The organism is Spirosoma profusum, from assembly GCF_014699005.1.
Classification (GTDB): domain Bacteria; phylum Bacteroidota; class Bacteroidia; order Cytophagales; family Spirosomataceae; genus Spirosoma; species Spirosoma profusum.
The window spans coordinates 142,556-162,117 of record NZ_JACWZY010000008.1 but is presented as its reverse complement, the minus strand read 5'-3'; the positions used below and the strand labels follow the sequence as shown (position 1 = coordinate 162,117).

The window sequence follows — 19,562 nt, the reverse complement described above, 5'->3', positions numbered from 1 at the left end:
AACGATGTATGGTATATAATGTATGATATAAGGCTGACGCGAAAATACATCATACACCATACATCTTTAACTCTATTCGCGGATGGTGCCAGTTCGCCAGGCTTCGACAATCGGATACCAGATGGGCTGGTACTCAATGTAACGTACCAGTTCGTAATGGTCGTCCACGAATTGATTCGGTTTTTTGGTAAACGTGAAATTGATTTCTGATACGTTGGCCCGGCGGTTGTAGACCCACACTTCCCGCTCCCGATTGCGTTGTACGCGGTCGGGGGGGCCCAGTACGATGTAAATCATGCCTTTGTCGGTTTTCCAGCCTTCCTTAAAACTGGTAAAAAGCCGGTTCGCTTCTTCAACCCGGTTGTAATACGATTTGATGGTACGTCTGGCAACCTCTTCGTTGCCCGCCATCAGGCCGAGCCAGTAACGGTCCAACGCTTTTTTTGTATCCTGCGCCTGCGCCATCTCGTTAATTTCACTACTGGTACTCATGTATAATACCGGCTTGATAAGCTTTTCGGGACGGGTCAGTTTAGGAAAACGTTTATCGGTTACCACCAGACCGATTCCACTGGCGTCAGTTGTGTCTTCCATGAAGTAGTAAAGCCCTTCTTTGGGAATCACAAATGGCTGGTTGGTGGCGATGGTCAGCGTTGAATCGACCGACATTGATTTGGAAACAGCCCTTGGCGACGTATTCATAGGCGACGATGCCGCTTCGAAATCATGTCGGTAACGGAACCCAAACAGAGGTTTACTGGTGCCGTTGACATCGCGCAGAATGATTGTGTCGCCAGCGTTTACGTAGTTGCGCAATTGTGGTTGCCCATTAGCCGAAAACAACGTAACACGGTCGCTAAATTTAGCCGGTTTAAACCGTAATGAGAGATCGTTACGTGCTTTCGTACCGTTACCTGTCTCCGTAATTTCGGTCAGCAAGATCGCGTTGGTGGCATCTTTAGGTCGTTTTACGTCGAATGTCAGCATCAGATGATCACCTTCTTGCCTGACGTTCTGTGTGCTAAGCGGAACCGTACCATAACCCAGCCGTTCGCGACTGTTATAATCGGGATACATGACGTAGGCCATCATAAAATGTTCCGCAAATTCGGTAGGGCTCAGTACGGCCTGACCGCCCGGCATTTTTGCCGTCAGATTCATAAATACCCGAACCGACGTAGTGTCTATCGCCAGAAATTTTCCTTTGATGGACGTAACCATCCAGTCGCCCACGCCCTTTGGCGACGAAGGTGTAGAGCCTACTGATGTACCCTCGTTACGTACTGGAGCCGAAGAAGATGGCTCTGACGTAGCACGGGGTGAATTCTGCGCCTGTTCAGGCTGAGTAGCCGGCCGGTTTGGTTGGTTACGTTGTGCTTCCGTACGGGCATCATAAGCCGCATTGATGCGATCCTGTGCCTTTTTCTTGGTGCTGGCACAGCCCGATAACAGCGCAATAAATAGTAAAGCAATTAGGGTACGCATAAAAACAAGTCTTGTCTTCGCATGGAACAGCTACACTATTTGTTATAACGAAAAAATTCTTCGCATTGACTTATCAGGGTGGCTCATTTTTCTTTGCCTGTACAAAAGAGTAATTTTGTTGTTTGAATTGCAAACGCATGTACAAGACAACTGAAATTACGTCAGCCGAAATTGCTTCGGATAATCCGGTTCACCAACGACTTCTTTTTCCTTACGTCGAAGCGGCCAAAATGGTAAACGGCAACGTACTGGAGATTGGTTGCGGCTGGGGCCGGGGTCTCGAGTTACTTACCAAAGCCGCCGATCACTACACCGGTATCGACAAAAACGAAGCCCTCATCAAGGCACTTGGCGAAGCGTATCCAGATGCTACGTTCATCGCGGCTAATATTCCGCCACTCAGCGGTTTAGCAGATAATACGTTCGATTTTATCGTAACGTTTCAGGTGATCGAACATATCGAAAACGATGATCTGTTTATCAGGGAAGCGCATCGCGTGTTGAAACCCGGTGGTAAACTGCTGCTCACGACGGTCAATAAAACGTTCTCGCTTACCCGAAATCCGTGGCACGTGCGTGAATACGTTGCCGACGAGTTGCGAAAGTTGATGAGCCGTTATTTTGCAAAAGTCGATACGAAAGGGATTCACGGCAATGAGAAAGTAATGACGTATTACGAGCAGAATAAAGAGTCGGTGAAAAAACTGACCCGCTTCGATATTTTCAATCTGCAATATCGATTACCCCGTCGACTGCTGCAGGTGCCGTACGAGTTGATGAACCGCCTGAACCGTAACCGACTCCTGCAAGCCAACGGACTGGCTGCCGAAATCAACTACACCGACTACGTAGTGAGCACCAACCCCGCCGGTAGCCTTGATTTCTTCTACGTAGCGACGAAGTAAAATGGTGTCATAAATGGGCAGTTGTATTCAGGAATCGTTTCTCAAAATCGCTCCTGAATACGATTGCTACGTTAACGTGAATAATAAGTTAACTATAAATTTCAGTCTGTTGCTGACGCATGGGGCTTCGACAGGTTCAGCCTGACAGTTCACTAGAATTTGCTGACTCAAGCTGGTTTGTCAGGCTGAGCCTGTCGAAGCCCCATGCGTCAGCAATACGTTGATCTAGCCAGTATTCACGTTTCCAATGAATTACATTATCACCGAGGCTTCTCCAGACGACGATTTGCCGCATCATCTGCTTTTACTGGCCGATGAAAATCAGGCATTGATTGATGCATATCTGCCATCGAGCCAGGTCTATCTGCTACGTATTGACACTACGTGTCTGGGCATTTGCCTTTTGCAATACCGGGGAGAAATTGGCGAAATAATGAACATTGCTGTTGAGCCTGATTACCAGGGTAAAGGACTTGGACGGGCATTGCTGGCACATGTTATTGACGCTGCCGGTAGACAGGGTGTGCAACGATTGCTCATCAAAACAGGGAATTCGGGTATTGGTCAGATTGCGCTTTACCAGCAGCAGGGTTTTGATTTAATAGGAGTTAATTACAATTATTTTCTGGAAGCATATTCCGACCCCATTTGGGAAAATGGCATTCAATGTAAACATCAGCTTGTCTTTGAGTTGCGTTTGAGAATGTGATGCCCGGTCGTATGAGGCACTACGTTATTAATTTTCCGCTGGTGTTACCGTAATCACAATGGATTTGGACGTAGGCGTACTGCTCTTTTCGGCGATAGAATCGATAGGGACCAGTACGTTCGTTTCCGGAAAATAAGCGGCACAGCAACCGCGCGGAATATCATACGAAATCACCATAAAGCGATGAGCGGTACGTTGTTTTCCATCGTATTTGCTATGCAAATCCACTACCTGTTTCTCCTGTAATTTCAGATTTGCGATGTCGTCGCGGTGCATAAACACCACGCGTCGTTCGTTGTAAATACCCCGGTAGCGGTCGTCGTTGCCGTAAATTGTGGTGTTGAACTGGTCGTGGCTGCGGATGGTCATCAGCAGCAGCTCGCCGGTCTGTAAGTCATGGTGCGAGGGCGTATTGATGGTAAAATGTGCCTTTCCATCTTTGGTTTTGAACTCCCGCACGCGCGGTCCGTTCGGAATGTAAAAGCCGCCCGGTTTCCGCACTTTTTCATTATAGTGTTCATGTCCGGGCACAACCTGCCCAATCAGATCGCGGATACGGTCGTAGTTGGCAACGAGGCTATCCCAATCAACGGTCGATTTCTCATTCAGGGTTGCTTTAGCCAATTCGGCAATAATAGCCACTTCACTTTTGAGCGTATCAACCACCGGATCGACTACCCCGTGCGATTGAGCCACTACGCCGGTCGTGCTCTCGCAACTGACAAACTGCTCACCCGTGGCTTGTATATCGCGGTCAGTACGTCCCAGGCAGGGTAGAATCAGTGCAGTTTCGCCGTGAATGAGATGGCTTCGATTCAGCTTGGTCGATACGTGAACCGTGAGTGTACACTTCTTCAACGCTTCGGCTGTGTAATTCGTATCGGAAACGGCCATCGCGAAGTTACCGCCCAGTGCAAAGAAAACCTTGGCTTTCCCTTCGTGCATGGCCTTGACGGCTTTAACAGTATCATAACCATTCTCGCGGGGCGGCTCAAACTTGAACACCTTTTTCAGCGCATCCAGAAATTCAGGTTTTGGTTTTTCCCAGATGCCCATTGTGCGGTCGCCCTGTACGTTGCTGTGCCCCCGAATTGGGCTGGCTCCTCCGCCTTCAATACCGATACTGCCTTTGAGTAAAAGCAGATTAATGATTTCGTTGATAGTGGAAACGGCGTTTCGGTGCTGTGTCAGTCCCATTGCCCAGCAGATGATGAATTTGCGGGTATATCTAATCAGATCAACGGCTTCCTGAATCTGCTCAATCGTCAGGCCACACTGAGCTACGAGGTCGCTCAGGTCAAACTTATCCAGGCTTTTGATAAACTCTTTGTAACCTGATGTATAGGTTTGAATAAAAGACTGATCAAAAACTTTTCCGGGTGTTTTCTGCTCTTCAGCTAGTAACAGCTTACACATCGCTTTCAGGAAAGCCATGTCAGAATTGATACGTACCTGCAAAAACAGATCGGTTAGTTTTTCGCCCCCAAACAGCATATCGCGCGGACTTTGCGGGTCTTTGAAACGTAGCAGACCAGTTTCGTGCAATGGATTGACCGCGATAATTTTGGCGCCGTTACGTTTGGCGGCTTCGAGGGGCGTCATCATTCGGGGAGCGTTTGTTCCCGGATTTTGCCCCATGATCATAATGACATCCGCTTTTTCGTAATCGTCGTATTTGACCGACGCTTTCCCTAGTCCGATGGATTCTGCCAGCGCCACACTGGTCGATTCGTGGCACATATTGGAACAGTCGGGCATGTTGTTCGTACCAAATTGTCGCACAAACAACTGATACAGAAATGCAGCTTCGTTACTGGTACGTCCCGACGTATAGAAAATAGCTTCGTCGGGTGAATCCAGCGCTTTTAATTGATTGGCAATGAGTTGGAAGGCATCTTCCCAACTGATTGGCTCATAATTAGTAGCTCCGGAACGTAGCACGAGAGGCTGTGTTAAACGTCCCTGCTGCCCTAGCCAGAGGTCTGTTTTCTGGAGTAAATCGGCCACCGAATACCGCTGAAACAACACCGGTGAGGCCGTATGCTTAGTCATGACCTCATCGGCCACCGCTTTGGCCCCACTTTCGCAGTATTCAGCAATTACCGAACGATGTCCATCGGGATCAGGCCAGGCGCAGGACGGACAATCGTACCCGTCTTTCTGGTTCAGATTGACAAGCGCTTTCCAGCCACGCCCGACTCCCGTACCACGTAGTGTATGCCTAAACGACTCAACAACAGCTTTTAAGCCAGCAGCTTCGTCATAAGGCTCCTTTACGTCGAGATTACCGGTTAATGTTTCGGGGGGCGTGTTCTGTGCCATTTTATATAAACGAAATATGTATCGTGCGGCTCATCCACGACGATACGTTTCAGGTAACTTCTTGAGTAGGGAAGAGGTTTTACAATAGCTTAACGTGACTTATGGCTTATTGATTTTTGTCATCCTTCCGCTCCGGCACGGTCCGCCGTTGCGGGCCCGGCTTCGTCAGGATGACAAAAATCACATTATAAAGCTTACTTGAATTTTTCAGGATCTAGCCGGAAAAAACGAACGGCGTTATTAAACAAAATATCGCGTTTCTGGTCGAAAGAAAGGTAGTCGGCGTTCTCAATCACGCTGATGGAGGCTTCGAACAACTTTGGCCAAACCATGAAATCGGTGCCGTATAGAATCCGTTTACCAAAGCCAGCCCGCACCAGTCGTTTGAGATACGCGTGAATTTCTTCCTGCGGATAGCTCCAGATAAAACCGGCTAAATCGACGTACACGTAGGCATTGGCACCCATTAGCCCAATCATTTCATCGATCATCGGATAACCGGCGTGCATTACCCATATTTTCAGTTTGGGGTGCCGCGCCAGCATGTCTTCTAATAAAAACGGCCGACCCAGCGACGCCCGGTATTTAGCCTGCGAAATATTGGCCATACCATTACCACCCGTTCCCATGTGAATGCCCACCGGAATATTTAATTTCTCGGCTGCTGCAAAATACCCATCAAGCGACATGTCGCTGGGCGAAAGTCCCTGATATTGAGGGGCTACCTCGCCCATCACTTTGTAGAAACCTCCAGAAAGCGAATCAGTAAAAGCCTGCACGCTCATGTCGTTAGGCCCACTGACGCCAATGCCGGGAATAACCCGATCAGGTGCGGCTTTTTTCCACTTCCGTAAAATCTGTGGGTCACCATAGGCTACGATGGTCATATTGAGCCGCTCCATTGTAGCCAGCACAGCGTCCTGCATTTCCTGGTCAGATTTGGCGGGCTGTAATGGATCGACGCAGCTCGTGTTTAGAAACGCACGCATCTGCTGGTTTGGATCACCACCGGGCATATCTCGTAAAAACCACGGACACATCTCTATGGCAAAACTCGGATTCACTTTCATCGCGTGAACGTGTACGTCGATGATCGGAAGCGGGCGTTTCGGCGGGGTAGTTTGCGCTAATGCGCTGCCTGAAAGAAACAGGCTGGCAATCAGAAGAAAACGCGCTTTCATAGGTCAACTAGTTAAGCATATAAACAAACGTGAATAACGTCTTGCCAGAATGAACCTTTTTGTCATCCTGACCAGCGGGAAGGATCTTAAAGCGTCCTGACTGAGTGTTAGGAAACGTTAAGATCCTTCCCGCTGGTCAGGATGACAAAAAAAGGCATTAAATAGCTAATTGATAAGCAGTTACGTCATTAGCCAATCCATTATTCACGTTAAACAACGAAATCGGTGCATGAATTTTGTCCTGCTGAGGCACGAAGCATCTTAAAGCCTCCCAGATAGCTTGTTTGGACGATTTAAGATACTTCGTGCCTCAGCAGGACAAAAATTATAGCAATACCTGCGGACCAATGGCCAGCGCTTCTTTATCGTGATGGTATTTTTCTACGGACTGATTATCAAGCAACATGGTCGCTCCATTGGCGGGTGTGTATTTCTGCCAGGTGGGTAATCCTTTGTGATTTGGATTCCCCGTTCGGGCGAAACTAACCCACGCCTGACTCACTTTGTCGGCCAGATCATATGCCGCTTTTGTGCCGCCAGTCATCTCTTCGCAACGAGCTATGTTGTTGAAGGCGAAAGGGATTTCGGTACAGTGCATCGCTTTATAACGTCCATCAAGCACCGGCGATTGATAGGTAAACAGATACATGTATACTGGCGCGGACGAAGTAGCTTTTATATTCGCCATTTTGATGGCGCTACGTCGGAACATGCCGTCTACATCGAGTAAATCAGATGGTTTGGTATCGTTTGGATACGCTTTTTTGAGTGCCGCAATGAAGGCGTCGGTTTTATCGCCGTACTGTTTTTGCAACATACTTTTAGCTTCTTCCATCGTCAGCGCGTTGCTGTCGGGCAAACGTAGCGAAGCCATAAATTCATTTTTCGTGGACCCGATCAGCAGCGGAATTGTGCCGGAAATAGATTGAGCAGTCGGGTCGGTGGGTTGATACGGCAGGAAACTGCCATCGAGCGTGGGACCCCACATCAGGCCAAGAACACCTGTTTGCCTGCCTTCCGCTTTCACCTGCTCCTGCACTTTCAGTACGGCTTTTTTACCCGCAGCGGCTAGTTTCTCAAAGGGTACTTTCTGAATTTCATCAACCTGGTTAGCTTTGATGCCCAATTCATCCAGTACAGCAGCTCCAACGCGTTTTGTGAGCGCAGACTCATGGAAACTAAGCCCAAGTCCGCCACTTTGAATGATCGCTTTCTGGAAAAGTCCTTTTGCCGATGGGGTATAAAGCAACGTATTAACCTTGCCGCCCCCGCCTGACTGACCGAAAATCGTTACGTTGTTCGGATCACCTCCGAAATTGGCAATGTTGGCTTTCACCCATTGCAGAGCCGCCACCATATCCATGATACTGGTATTGGACGAGGATTTATACTTTTCGCCGTATGCCGATAAATCAAGGAATCCCAGAATGTTCAACCGGTGGTTGATCGACACCAACACTACGTCGCCTTTTTTGCTGATGTTCTCACCATCATACGAAGGCAATTCCTGTGAAGAGCCCGCTACGTGTCCGCCACCATGTAGCCACACCATAACTGGACGTTTTTTGGAGTCGTTGATGCCTGATGACCAGATATTTAGTCGCAAACAATCCTCGTTTGGAAAACCCCAGTCGTGATGAAAAACAAACTCCGATTCATCCATCACCGACGTAGTAGGGTCCATCAACGGGCAAACGGGGCCGTATGTTAGTGAACTACGTACACCCGTCCAGGAATCGGGTTTGGTGGGCGCCATAAAGCGTTCGGCTTTGGCGTAGGGAATGCCTTTGAACGTGTAAACCGTGTTGTGAATATAGCCCCGCACTTTACCGGATTCGGTAGATACAACTGCTACGTCTTTGCCGGTTACGAGCGACGTAGTGGCCGCCTTCGGCGTCTGTCCCACCGACAGCAGTGGGAACGTAATGATGGATAGTATGAGTAGTACTACGTTAGTTTTCATAGGATTAGGATTTTAATAATGCACGATATTTTAGATAGGGTTTTGTCAGCATGACAAAAAAAAGGCCGCAGATTAGGCAATCAACGTTTCCCCATCGTCGTGAACAGGAAATCCAGCGCTGGGCCGTCGGGTAGGGGAGTGGCTTTCGGCTGATCGCCGAAAAGCATAATCTGCCGGGAACCGGTGGCGTAGACCGGCCATTGTGGAAGTCCTTTTCTGTTGGGATTCCCGGTTTTGGTGAAATTCGCCCAGTATGTCGAAATTTGCCTGGCCAGTTCATGATCGACAGGTTCCAGTGGACGCAGGTTTTTGTCGATAAATTGCAGATTATCATACGCATAGGGCACTTCGCCCGTATGGAACGCGCCGTATTTAGCGTATTCACCCGTGGCCGGTATTTTCCGGGCGAACCGATACACGTAAACTTTCTTTCCCTTTTTGCTCTGAATATTCGCCCAGGTATAATTCTGCGCGCCAAATATCATATCGCGCGACAGGTTACGTTGTGACGTAGCAGCTTCGGTATCGGTTGTGCCGGGATAAAATTTTAGAAATTCAGTAGCTCTGTCGCCATATTGCTCCTGAATTTGTTTGCGGTAGGCTTCCGCGTTCTTCATCTGACCGAAATTCATACCTTCATCCTCATTCCAGCCAGTAAGCAACGTAACGTCGTTTTCCTGACCAGCCGCAAAAATATCGGCTATAGATTTCGGTAATACGTAGCCATCGACGATGGGACCGCGTCCCTGACCTTTTTTGAGAATCTCGTCGGCTGGTTTGGCCCTTAATTCTGCCAAAGACGACGCTCCCAGCGTCTGTGCCATTTTCTGACCAGCTTCTTCGGCCTGCTGGAGGCTAGGATAAGGTCTGGCGAAACCAGCCCCACTTTCGGCTATGGCTTTGTTGAACAGACCTTTGGCCAAGGGCGTAGCGACCATACAATTCACGCTCATCGAACCCGCCGACTGGCCGGCAATCGTTACGTTGTTTGGGTCGCCACCGAAAGCCACAATGTTCTTTTTAACCCATTGCAAACCGGCAACCTGATCCATCAGCCCATAATTTCCCGAAGCTTTGTGACCCGATTCCGCCGTGAGTTCGGGGTGAGAGAAGAAGCCAAACGGCCCAACCCGGTAATTGATACTCACAAAAACGACGCCTTTTTTGGCAGTCGCTTCACCATCGTAGATAGCACAGCCGGTGCCTCCGCTATTAAAACCACCCCCGTAAATCCATACCAGAACCGGCAGACGTTCCTGAGGTCGCTTTTCGCCAGCCAATTTCGCTCCTGTCCAAACATTCAGATATAGACAATCTTCACTGATAGGCTCTTTCGGAATCAGGTATTCAGCGCTCCAGGGCCCAAAAGGCGACGGATTTCCCTGCATCGGACTTGCCCCGAAAGCATCACATTTTCGAACACCGTTCCAGGGCGTAACGGGCTGTGGAGCTTTCCAGCGTAGTGGACCAACTGGCGGGGCTGCGAACGGAATTCCCCGGAAAATTGCTACGTCACCATCTTTGTTGGACGTACCGGAAATCTGCCCGCCTTCGACACGTACTACGTCGAGCCTGACGGGAGCAGGGGTATAGGCAACTAGGCCTAACAAAAGCAGTAAGGAGGAAGAGAGAAAAGGTATCGGCGTTTTCATAGGAGCGAATCTGCAAGTCCATAACTCTAAAGGAATACGTATCAAATCTTACTTATACGTACTATGTTGACCGATACGTATCCAGAGAAAAAGCAAGTAACATGGGGCAAAAATTGCCTTTACTAGAACGTATCGGTATAGAGGTTGGCAGTACCAATCAGTACGTTTCGGAGAGGTCAACCGTTTCGTCGATACGTACTAATCATTGATCATGGAAAGAAATAAGGTGAATACGTTTGTAAAAAAGCAAGTTGGCTGGCTAGGAGCGCTGGCAGCGGTGGTTGGTCTGGTCGGATACCAACATGATAAAGACCCCATTAACCGCCGAATCAAGCGCATGGACCCGGCGAAGGCCGCCCAACTGGCGCAGGCCATAGAAGCCACCGTAAAACCCGAAATGGCGTCCGGTCTGACCCTGAAATTGTGGGGTGTCGATTCGTTGGTCGCCGATCCGATTGCCATCAATATCGGCGACGATGGCAAACTTTATTATACCCGAACCAACCGGCAGAAAAACTCTGAATTCGATATTCGCGGGCATCAGGACTGGGAAATTGAGTCGAACCGACTGCAAACTATTGAAGATAAACGAGCTTTCCTGCACCGGGTTCTGTCGCCCGAAAACAGCGCCAAAAATGAGTGGCTGAAAGACATCAATGGCGATGGCTCTCACGACTGGCGTGATATGGCTATAGAGAAAGAACACGTTTACCGTATTGAAGATACTTCCGGTGATGGTGTTGCCGATTTGTCACAACTTGTTGTTGAGGATTTTAACGATGAGGTAACCGATGTAGCTGGGGGCGTTATGAAATATGGCGACGATCTGTTTGTAGCTGTCGGCCCCGATTTGTGGCGGATGCAGGATAAAGACGGTGACGGTATCGCTGAGTCAAAGACGTCTATTTCACACGGTTACGGCATTCATGTGGGCTTCAGCGGTCACGGTATGTCGGGCATTGTGATGGGGCCGGATGGCAAAGTTTACTGGCAAATTGGGGATATTGGCTTCAACGGAAAGGGGCAGGATGGCAAGCAATGGTCGCATCCGAACAGTGGCGTTATTGTCCGTTCCAACCCCGATGGCAGCGATTTTGAAGTATTTGCGCACGGCGTTCGAAACACGCACGAATTTGTATTTGACGAATACGGTAACCTGATCAGTGAAGACAACGACGGTGACCATCCGGGCGAAAAAGAACGGCTGGTTTACATCGTAAATGGCTCAGATACAGGCTGGCGCAGCAACTGGCAGTACGGAAAATACCGCGATCCGAACAACAATACGTACAAAGTCTGGATGGACGAGCAGATGTATAAACCCCGTTTCGAGGGTCAGGCTGCTTACATCACACCTACTATTGCCAACTTCGTCAGCGGACCGGCGGGGATGAAATACAATCCCGGAACGGCTTTGAGTCCAGCCTACAAAAACACGTTTTTTCTAGCCGAATTCGTCGGAAATCCCGCTCGTTCAGGTATTCATGCATTTAAATTGAAAGCCAAAGGTGCCGGATTCGAACTGGGTGAGCAGAAAAAAATTCTGGGTGGCGTATTGGCAACTGGCATTGATTTCGGGCCAGATGGCGCCCTCTACGTAGCAGACTGGATTAACGGATGGGACACAAAAGATTTCGGTCGTATCTGGAAACTAGACGACCAGGCCGGTGCAAACTGGGCCGACCGCCAACGTACCAAAACCCTGCTGGCCGAAAAATTCACCGCTCGTTCAGAAACCGATTTAGGGGAATTATTGAAAAATCCTGATATGCGCGTTCGACAGAAAGCCCAATTCGAATTGGTGAAACGGGGTGCCAAGGGAGTCGACGTATTGACGGCTTCCACCAAACAAACGGATAACCAACTGGCGCGGGTTCACGGTATCTGGGGTATTAGCCAGTTAATACGTCAGAATAAACAGTATGGCCAATTACTGATGCCATTATTGACTGATTATGATCCCGAAATTCGGGCGCAGGCGGCTAAGTGGCTGGGCGATGTTCGCTACGTTGATGCTGGCTCGGCGCTGCTTCCGTTGCTGAAAGATGCGAACAGTCGCGCTCGTTTCTTTGCTGCTGAAGCGTTGGGGCGTATCGCGTACGAACCAGCTACTCAACCGCTGATTCAACTCCTGGAAGCTAACAACGACGAAGACGTTTATCTCCGCCACGCGGCTAGTCTGGCGCTGGCACGTATCGGCAAACCGGCTCCTGTGGTTGCCCTGTCCAGTCATCCGTCGCGGGCGGTACGTATCGCAGCAGTAGTGGCGCTACGTCGCATGAGCGACCCTGGCATTGCGTCTTTCCTGGCCGATAAAGATGAATTTATTGTTACCGAAGCCGCTCGTGGCATCAACGATGACTTGTCTATTCCGGGCGCTTTACCTCAGTTGGGTAACGTATTAAAATCAACCAGTTTCACGAATGAAGCGCTGGTACGTCGCGCCATCAACGCCAATTTGCGGGCCGGTACGTCCGAAGCTATGCAGAATCTGATCGATTATGCACAGAAAGAAGGCGCTCCGGTTGCCATGCGCGCCGAAGCAATGGATGCGCTCAGTACGTGGGCGAAACCGTCGGTGCTCGACCGGGTGGATGGGCGTTACCGAGGTGCTGTCGAGCGAGATCCGGCCGTGGTGAAAGCGAAGTCGGGCGCTATGTATGCGCAGCTGCTGAATCATTCCGAACTGACTCTACGGCAGGCAGCGACCAAAGCCATCACGCGGTTGAATCTGGGCGAGGCATCGGATGCTTTGTTTGCCCGATTAACTACCGACAAAGAGGCTGCTGTGCGGGTGTCTGCGTTACGCTCGCTGGCTGCTATGTCTGATAAACAGGTGAGTAAAGCTATTGAAACGGCCCTGGCTGACAATGAAAAAACGGTACGTGTTGCCGGTCTGGATTTGCTGGCAAAGTCTGACATGCCGAAAGCCAAAATGGTGTCGCTGCTATCAGAAGTGATAAATACGCGTACAACTGAAGAAAAACAGGCTGCTTTGCTGACACTGGGGAAATTGCCCATTGCTAATTCGCAGGTTGTTTTCGATGATTTGCTCAAAAAACTGTCAGCCGGTACGTTGTCTCCCGAACTTCAGCTAGAGTTGGAGGAGTCGATCGAAAGTGCACATTCGGCCCCGCTGACGGCTCGTTACAAAGCCATTACGTCCAAATTGTCGCCCGATGCATTGGCCGCTTCGTATAAAGGAAGCTTACAAGGCGGGGTTCCAGACCAGGGACGTCGCATCTTTTTCCGACATCAGACGGCACAGTGCATCCGTTGTCATGCCTACGATGATCTGGGGGGTAATGCTGGTCCACGCCTGAATGGTGTTGCCAGTCGCCTTACGCGGGAACAACTGCTGGAAGCCCTGGTTAATCCGAGTGCTCGGCTGGCACCGGGTTTTGGTACGGTCGAACTAAAACTGAAAAATGGTAAAACCGTCAACGGTATTCTTCAGGAGGAAACACCAACTGAAGTCAAGGTAAAAGTGGGCGATCAGCCGGATGTGGCCATTCCGAAAACCCAGATTGCGAAGCGAACTACGGCGCCATCGAGTATGCCCGAAATGAAATACCTGCTCACCAAACGCGAAATCCGTGATGTGGTTAGTTTCCTGGCAACGTTGAAGGAAGATAAGTAAAAATGTAGCCTGGCCGGGCTGGTGTACCAGCGTCCACGCCCGTCCAGGCTGCAATTATGTCGCTATCAAGCCCAACTCCAGCGAATGCTTTCTCGCGTCGGCGCTGTGGGCGAAGTAACAGATGGGTACGCCAGCAACTTCAACTTCGCGAAGGATGTCGCGGGTTTTGGGTTCGTTTTTGCCATGAACCTGTCGGATATATACAGCCACAATACGTTCCGGAAAGTGCCTGACGAGGGCTGCGTAAATGTTCGGATCTTCCTGCGTATCATCGCCAAGCAGGATAAATCGCTGGTTGGGATAAGCTTCCAGAATACGTACGATCCGGGCGAATTTCGTCATGTGCTTGCCCTGGCCCGTTTTAAAAACCTCCGAAAATTGTTTTAGTGGGCTGAGTAGGTAAACGCCTTCGGGTAGACCGTTCTTTTTCGAAAATTCAAGAATATAATCATACAGATTCCATTCACTACTCGATACGTAGAAAAATGGATTTGTCGCATTGCTACCGCTATTCGCTTCGGCCAGAAGCTGATAATGGGCCACCACGCCTTCGAACGGTTGGCGGCTATGGGCGTTACGGGTTAGTATGACTTTAAGTCGTTTGAGAATAGTTGCCGAGTGCGAAACCAGAAACGTATCATCAATATCGGAAATACAGCCAAATTCGGTATGTGGAGGGACTAATACCTGTCCTTCGCATTCATTCAGTACGTTTTCTGATGAAGCTGCGATGAGTTGCGCATGAACGGTATGCCAACCACAAGACAGCGATTTTGTTAGCGGAACATCGACCCGAAAATAACCATCCGTATCCGATTGGGTTTCTGCAAGTTGATCGCCCGCCAGGATGCGAACCGTTGCGTGTGGATACGGACGTACCAGAAACAGACGTAGTAACCCGAAGAGATTCAGGAAAATGCTGTTGCGATACGTTTTCCGAGGTAAGGCGCTTCGGCGGAAAACGCTGCCATGAACCGTGAGGCTGGCATTGGTGCCAAAACCCCGGTAAAGTTTCACAACGGGTTGGTTTGTCAGCCGGAGCCACGTTAAGAAATGATGACGTAATCTATCCTTTACGCTTTTATTTTGTTTATAGGCAGAGAGCGATTCACTGGTTTCCATAGTGTGTAAACAATACTCGCCTGTATAACTTTTAAAACGCGCAGAAGTTGATCTTTTTATTTGCCATCAATCCCGTTTCGGGTGGAACAACCAAATCCAATTGGGAAGACGCTATCAAAGAACATTTCAAAAGTCTTTCCCACAAAATCCATCTTCTTCAACTCGATGGCAAGACCGATGCCGAAACGATACGTCAGCAAATCGACCAGTACAAACCTGACTGCGTGGTAGCCGTTGGGGGCGACGGAACCCTCAAGATTGTGGCCGAACAACTGCTTACTAAAAAAGGCGTTACGTTAGGTGTGCTTCCTGCTGGTTCGGCTAATGGAATGGCGCGGGAATTAGCTATTCCGGCAGATGTTGGAGGAAGTCTGGCGGTACTGACCGAAGGGAAACAAAAAAAAGTAGACGTTATTAAAATCAACGACAACGATATCTGTTTGCATCTGGGCGATATTGGCCTGAATGCCCAACTGGTGAAACACTACGAACAAAACAACCTGCGGGGTAAGCTTGGCTATCTACGTAGCGTGATTAAGGTGTTACGGAAAACACGTTTGTTACGTGTATCCATCAATGTTGGGGATACGTGTGTTTCGCGGGCGGCTTTTATGGTAGTCCTGGCTAACGCCCGGATGTATGGTACCGGTGCGGTCATCAACCCCGATGGTGATTTGTCAGACGGTCAGTTTGAAGTAGTTATTTTCCGACAATTATCCTTTGGGGAAATCCTCAAACTCTTCTGGCGTTTCAAGCCATTCGACCCAAAGAAAATCGAAATTCTTCCTGCTACGTCGGTCACCATAGAAACGCAACGCAAAGCTTATTTTCAGGTAGACGGCGAATACTGCGGACGTATCACTTCGCTTAAAGCCAGCGTTGAACCAGGTGCGCTGACGATGCTGGTTCCAAATGCATAGGGCATTAGGGGTATAAGGGGTTGGTGTCGGCTTTACTCTATGCCCTTACCCCCATGCCCTATGCCCCTCACTATACACATTAAACCGATGGTCGCGGACGAAGCCAATCAGCGTGATACCCGCTTCTTTGGCCATTTGTACGGCCAGACTGGAAGGAGCACCGACAGCGGCCAGCAATGGGATACCGGCCATCCAGCTTTTCTGCACTAGTTCGACTCCAATACGACCACTTAAAAACACGCCGAATTGCGTAAGCGGAAGCCCATTTTGCCAGAAAGTAGCGCCAATGAGTTTGTCCAGAGCGTTATGCCGACCAATATCTTCGCGAATGAGAGGCACTTTGCCTGTGGCGTCGAACAGTGCGGCTGCGTGAATGCCACCCGTGTAAGCAAAGGTACTTTGCATGATACGAACGCGTTCGGGCAGCGCATAAAGTATTTCAGGAGTAACTGCAAAATCGGACGTAACGGGCCCCGCCGTCAGCGACGTAACGGCTTCGATAGTCGCTTTTCCACACAGTCCACAACTCGATGAAGTAAACGTATTACGTGTCAGGCGCGACCAGTCGATGTCGACTTCAGGCTGGAGTTCTACCCGTATTACGTTGCCTGTTTTCTGGGCGTCCTGAACACAATGACGGCACGAAATAACGTCGGTAGATTTGTGTATGATACCCTCGGTAAACAGAAAGCCTAAAGCCAGTTCTTCGTCGTTACGTCCCGTTTCTTCACCCGGTGTTCGCATCGTTACTGATACCGAACGTTGCTGGCGATCATCAGTCGGACCAAAGCCCAGCCGGATTTCAAGCGGTTCTTCAACGGCCAATAAATCAGGTGTTTCGATCAGGCTTTCGCCGGAAACTTTCTGAATCGTAACGGGAGAAACGAACGACATAGGAGCAAAGGGCAGTTACTAAAATAGAACTACGTCCATTTCCTTAACCAGAGATCAGGGTCTTCTGTTCCGACTATTACCCTCTGCCCATGCCCTTGCCCCTTTGCCATTAAAAACTCAACGTAGCAGATGCTTTGAGAGCAAATTTATCCGTTGGGATGCCATTCATGTTGTTATTGAGGTAATTGAGCCGGTGAATGGCCTGAATCCGAATCAGCTTGAAAATGTTGTCGATGCCATAACCCACTTCCATATAAGGTGTGTCGGGGTCGAGCGAGCCGAACCGAATGGAGCGGGCCCCATTTGGCAGCGGTTTCGATGTTTCCAATGATTTGTTCGCTTCAGATTGGCTACCCCACAATGCATCGAAATTGGCAATCAAGCGCCAGTTTAGCTTACGGATGCCCGGTAATCGGTTGAATAACAGGCCCTCAAACCGATGCTGTAAATGTAAGGCCACAAAACGGTCGCTCACAAACTCGTAGTACTGCATCCGGTTGAACGTATTGGTTGTAAGCAGAGGAGTTGGGTTGCCAATGTGTGGAAACAGTAACGGAGCAGGTAGCGTCGAAGGGATATAACCCGCTGATAACAAGTAGTTCATACGACCCAATACGCCGATACGTAGCGACTGCTGTGCCCGCAGCGTAAGCCGGTCGTAATTAAACTGACCACCCAGCGATTTAGCGCCACGGGTATAACGTATCGTTAGGATAGGAGCTCGTTTGGTACCCAACGTAATACGTTCGTTACCGTCCATCAGGTATTTTTCTTTCCGGGCCAGTCGCGCTTCAATCGACCAATATGCGTCGAATATGTCGGAACGTAACGGCGAGGCATCTCCCATATCAGGCTGTTCCCGGTAGTGGAACGGAAACAGCGGATCGAATGCGCGGCTTCCGATGGTGGCGGTTAGCAAAATACCCCGAATGGGCTCGGTTTTGAAGAAAGCTTCCTTCTGAAAATTATCGTATGTTCCCCGATAACGCCCAAACCGGCTGAGCGCATAAAAAATCCGGTTCCCGCCAATCAGTTCGGGAGTCAGTCCAAGTCGCTCCAGATCGCGGTTGATGGTTACACCGGCAATCGTCCATTTCTGGCGGGAAAACACATAGTTAATTTCGGCTCCGTATTTAAACCGATTGTCGAGCGTACCGTAGGCCAGATAACCCCGAAAAATCCAGTTACGACTGAACGACTCGTTCGTTCGGAAACCAATCCGGGTGCGCAGTCCTTCGATGCTGTTAACCGCAAACAGGTACGGATAAGGGCCCAGATCAATAATTCCCATTTTGTAGAAGCCCGTAATCAGCACTTGTCCTACCGATTCGGCGGCTTTTACGGCCGGTACGGCCCGGAGCTTACCGATTATTTCGCGCGTTTTTAAATCTTCTTTGTTCAGTGAATCGGACCCGGCGAGGTTCTTCTGAACACTGGCCCAATAGGCATCGTTGGCCGTAGCCGCCGTATCGCTTGGTTCGATGGGCTGTTCGTAAAACAACATCGGCTTTGGGCGATTCACAATGATGTTGTTGTTACGTAGCGTTACGTTGGCCCGTAACCCCAGCGACTGTTTACCTACACCGGTTAAATCGGCTGTTAAGTGAATACTGATGGGCAACCAGCCGGCAGTAACGGATTTGTTGGACGTTGAATCGTAAGTAGCCTCAAGTTCCTGCTCTATGGTCAGCCCTTTAACGTAGTTAAGGTTAGCCCCGCTACCAATTTTGGTTTCGATCATGCACAGCGCAAACGTAGTGGTATCGATCCAGGCTTTACCTTTGAAAACCAGGTCTTCAGGACGTTTTGGATCGAACTGAATTTCGTAGCAGACGTGATCACCGATTTGAGTAGTATCGGCTAGGTAAAATTCGTACCAGTTTCTCCAGTTATCGCCAATAGGTGAAGCAAAATCTTTCCCCAGAATTGGGATGTAGTTATCGTAAAAGTTCTGGTTCACCAGATTTGTACCGCCCAGCAACTGCGAACTAAGTCCGGCATCATCGACCGCTACGCCCCGGATACGTGTCTTGCGGATATCCTCCCGCTTCCGCGACGGATTATCACGATAATAATAGCGGGAAACCGATTCAGAAGCCAGCAGAGGAAGTACCCGGTGCCCTTCGTCGTCGACGATTGAATCGTGCTTACTCATCGCCTGATTAATTTTCTTAATCAGTGGGTTCTTGCGCATTCTGTCGGTTACGTGTGTGAGGCCAATGTCGGTCTTAACGTAACTGTCATATTCGTAGGCCGACAGTCGGGTTCGGTCGTTGATGGATCGGTTTTTACGGAGCTGACGTAGCACGCGCCAGGCCGGATTTTCGCCCGCCCGAACGGTTACCTCCTGCAAAGCGGTGCCAACTGAGGTCAGTTTAAAGTCGACGGCCTGCGAGGCACGCTCTTTGTCGATAAACTTGCGAAGAGTTTTATAGCCCATCGAGCTGACCGCCAGCGAATCAGTCAACAGTTTAACCGTAAGCGTGTAACGACCGCGCTCGTCAGTTAACGTACCGTTTTTACGTCCGACCAACGCCACGCTGGCAAATGGAATAGGTTCACCTGTGTTCGAGTCAGTTATAAGACCAGTAACGGTGTACGTAGTCTGCCCCTGGCCGAATCCATTGATGCTGAATGAAGTGAAAATTAAGAAAGTACAGATTACGGTATAAAGAGGTCTCATTTTAGGTATTTCCAGACAACGAAAATAGGGAAATTACTTAGACTTATCACATTAAAAACTTCTTAAAATGAATTTATTAAACCCCT

12 protein-coding genes are annotated in these 19,562 nt (G+C 49.4%); 4 read left to right on the top strand and 8 right to left on the bottom strand.

What is annotated here, in order from left to right; genetic code table 11:
- Window positions 1-72: 72 nt before the first annotated feature.
- On the bottom strand, window positions 73-1,485 hold the full coding sequence (locus IC229_RS12165) for a GWxTD domain-containing protein (RefSeq protein WP_190887252.1): 1,413 nt from the start codon (window positions 1,483-1,485) through the stop codon (window positions 73-75).
- Window positions 1,486-1,622: 137 nt separating this feature from the next.
- Here IC229_RS12165 and IC229_RS12160 point away from each other — a divergent pair, with 137 nt between their 5' ends.
- Window positions 1,623-2,390 carry a class I SAM-dependent methyltransferase gene (locus tag IC229_RS12160; RefSeq protein WP_190887251.1) on the top strand — a complete coding sequence of 256 codons (768 nt, stop codon included), beginning with the start codon at window positions 1,623-1,625 and terminating at the stop codon, window positions 2,388-2,390.
- A gap of 247 nt (window positions 2,391-2,637) precedes the next feature.
- Window positions 2,638-3,099 carry a GNAT family N-acetyltransferase gene (locus tag IC229_RS12155; RefSeq protein WP_190887250.1) on the top strand — a complete coding sequence of 154 codons (462 nt, stop codon included), beginning with the start codon at window positions 2,638-2,640 and terminating at the stop codon, window positions 3,097-3,099.
- Between the two features lie 27 nt (window positions 3,100-3,126).
- On the opposite strand, the gene IC229_RS12150 is transcribed toward IC229_RS12155, so the two are convergent.
- From IC229_RS12150 to IC229_RS12135, 4 genes are all read right to left on the bottom strand, one after another.
- Window positions 3,127-5,421, bottom strand: coding sequence for an FdhF/YdeP family oxidoreductase (locus IC229_RS12150; RefSeq protein WP_190887249.1), 2,295 nt, complete (start codon window positions 5,419-5,421; stop codon window positions 3,127-3,129).
- Window positions 5,422-5,615: 194 nt separating this feature from the next.
- Complete coding sequence (locus IC229_RS12145; protein WP_190887248.1) at window positions 5,616-6,602, bottom strand: amidohydrolase family protein; 987 nt, start codon at window positions 6,600-6,602, stop codon at window positions 5,616-5,618.
- A 325-nt stretch (window positions 6,603-6,927) separates the two neighbouring features.
- The gene (locus IC229_RS12140; protein WP_190887247.1) at window positions 6,928-8,565 is read right to left on the bottom strand and encodes a carboxylesterase/lipase family protein; all 1,638 of its coding nucleotides are present in this window, start codon (window positions 8,563-8,565) and stop codon (window positions 6,928-6,930) included.
- A gap of 80 nt (window positions 8,566-8,645) precedes the next feature.
- Window positions 8,646-10,217 carry a carboxylesterase/lipase family protein gene (locus IC229_RS12135; protein WP_190887246.1) on the bottom strand — a complete coding sequence of 524 codons (1,572 nt, stop codon included), beginning with the start codon at window positions 10,215-10,217 and terminating at the stop codon, window positions 8,646-8,648.
- Between the two features lie 211 nt (window positions 10,218-10,428).
- Between IC229_RS12135 and IC229_RS12130 the strand changes: the two genes are divergently transcribed.
- Window positions 10,429-13,857: a HEAT repeat domain-containing protein gene (locus IC229_RS12130; protein ID WP_190887245.1), complete on the top strand. Its 3,429-nt coding sequence runs from the start codon at window positions 10,429-10,431 to the stop codon at window positions 13,855-13,857.
- 54 nt (window positions 13,858-13,911) lie between these two features.
- On the opposite strand, the gene IC229_RS12125 is transcribed toward IC229_RS12130, so the two are convergent.
- Window positions 13,912-14,979 carry an App1 family protein gene (locus IC229_RS12125; protein ID WP_190887244.1) on the bottom strand — a complete coding sequence of 356 codons (1,068 nt, stop codon included), beginning with the start codon at window positions 14,977-14,979 and terminating at the stop codon, window positions 13,912-13,914.
- Window positions 14,980-15,026: 47 nt separating this feature from the next.
- Here IC229_RS12125 and IC229_RS12120 point away from each other — a divergent pair, with 47 nt between their 5' ends.
- A complete protein-coding gene (locus IC229_RS12120) occupies window positions 15,027-15,899 on the top strand; it encodes a diacylglycerol/lipid kinase family protein (protein ID WP_190887243.1) in 873 nt (290 codons plus the stop codon).
- 45 nt (window positions 15,900-15,944) lie between these two features.
- Here the strand turns inward: IC229_RS12120 and fdhD are convergent, their stop codons facing one another.
- Window positions 15,945-16,793 (bottom strand): formate dehydrogenase accessory sulfurtransferase FdhD, encoded by an 849-nt coding sequence (fdhD, locus tag IC229_RS12115; RefSeq protein WP_190887242.1) that lies wholly within the window; start codon window positions 16,791-16,793, stop codon window positions 15,945-15,947.
- Between the two features lie 109 nt (window positions 16,794-16,902).
- Window positions 16,903-19,476, bottom strand: a complete 2,574-nt coding sequence (locus tag IC229_RS12110) for a DUF5686 and carboxypeptidase-like regulatory domain-containing protein (protein ID WP_190887241.1) — start codon at window positions 19,474-19,476, stop codon at window positions 16,903-16,905.
- Window positions 19,477-19,562 lie beyond the last annotated feature (86 nt).

Excerpts from the sequence above, each read along its gene's own strand:
- IC229_RS12140 (WP_190887247.1), bottom strand. The coding sequence starts at position 8,565 with ATGAAAACTAACGTAGTACTACTCATACTATCCATCATTACGTTCCCA.
- IC229_RS12160 (WP_190887251.1), top strand. The coding sequence starts at position 1,623 with ATGTACAAGACAACTGAAATTACGTCAGCCGAAATTGCTTCGGATAAT.
- IC229_RS12155 (WP_190887250.1), top strand. The coding sequence starts at position 2,638 with ATGAATTACATTATCACCGAGGCTTCTCCAGACGACGATTTGCCGCAT.
- IC229_RS12145 (WP_190887248.1), bottom strand. The coding sequence starts at position 6,602 with ATGAAAGCGCGTTTTCTTCTGATTGCCAGCCTGTTTCTTTCAGGCAGC.
- IC229_RS12165 (WP_190887252.1), bottom strand. The coding sequence starts at position 1,485 with ATGCGTACCCTAATTGCTTTACTATTTATTGCGCTGTTATCGGGCTGT.
- IC229_RS12125 (WP_190887244.1), bottom strand. The coding sequence starts at position 14,979 with ATGGAAACCAGTGAATCGCTCTCTGCCTATAAACAAAATAAAAGCGTA.
- IC229_RS12150 (WP_190887249.1), bottom strand. The coding sequence starts at position 5,421 with ATGGCACAGAACACGCCCCCCGAAACATTAACCGGTAATCTCGACGTA.
- IC229_RS12130 (WP_190887245.1), top strand. The coding sequence starts at position 10,429 with ATGGAAAGAAATAAGGTGAATACGTTTGTAAAAAAGCAAGTTGGCTGG.
- IC229_RS12110 (WP_190887241.1), bottom strand. The coding sequence starts at position 19,476 with ATGAGACCTCTTTATACCGTAATCTGTACTTTCTTAATTTTCACTTCA.
- fdhD (WP_190887242.1), bottom strand. The coding sequence starts at position 16,793 with ATGTCGTTCGTTTCTCCCGTTACGATTCAGAAAGTTTCCGGCGAAAGC.
- IC229_RS12135 (WP_190887246.1), bottom strand. The coding sequence starts at position 10,217 with ATGAAAACGCCGATACCTTTTCTCTCTTCCTCCTTACTGCTTTTGTTA.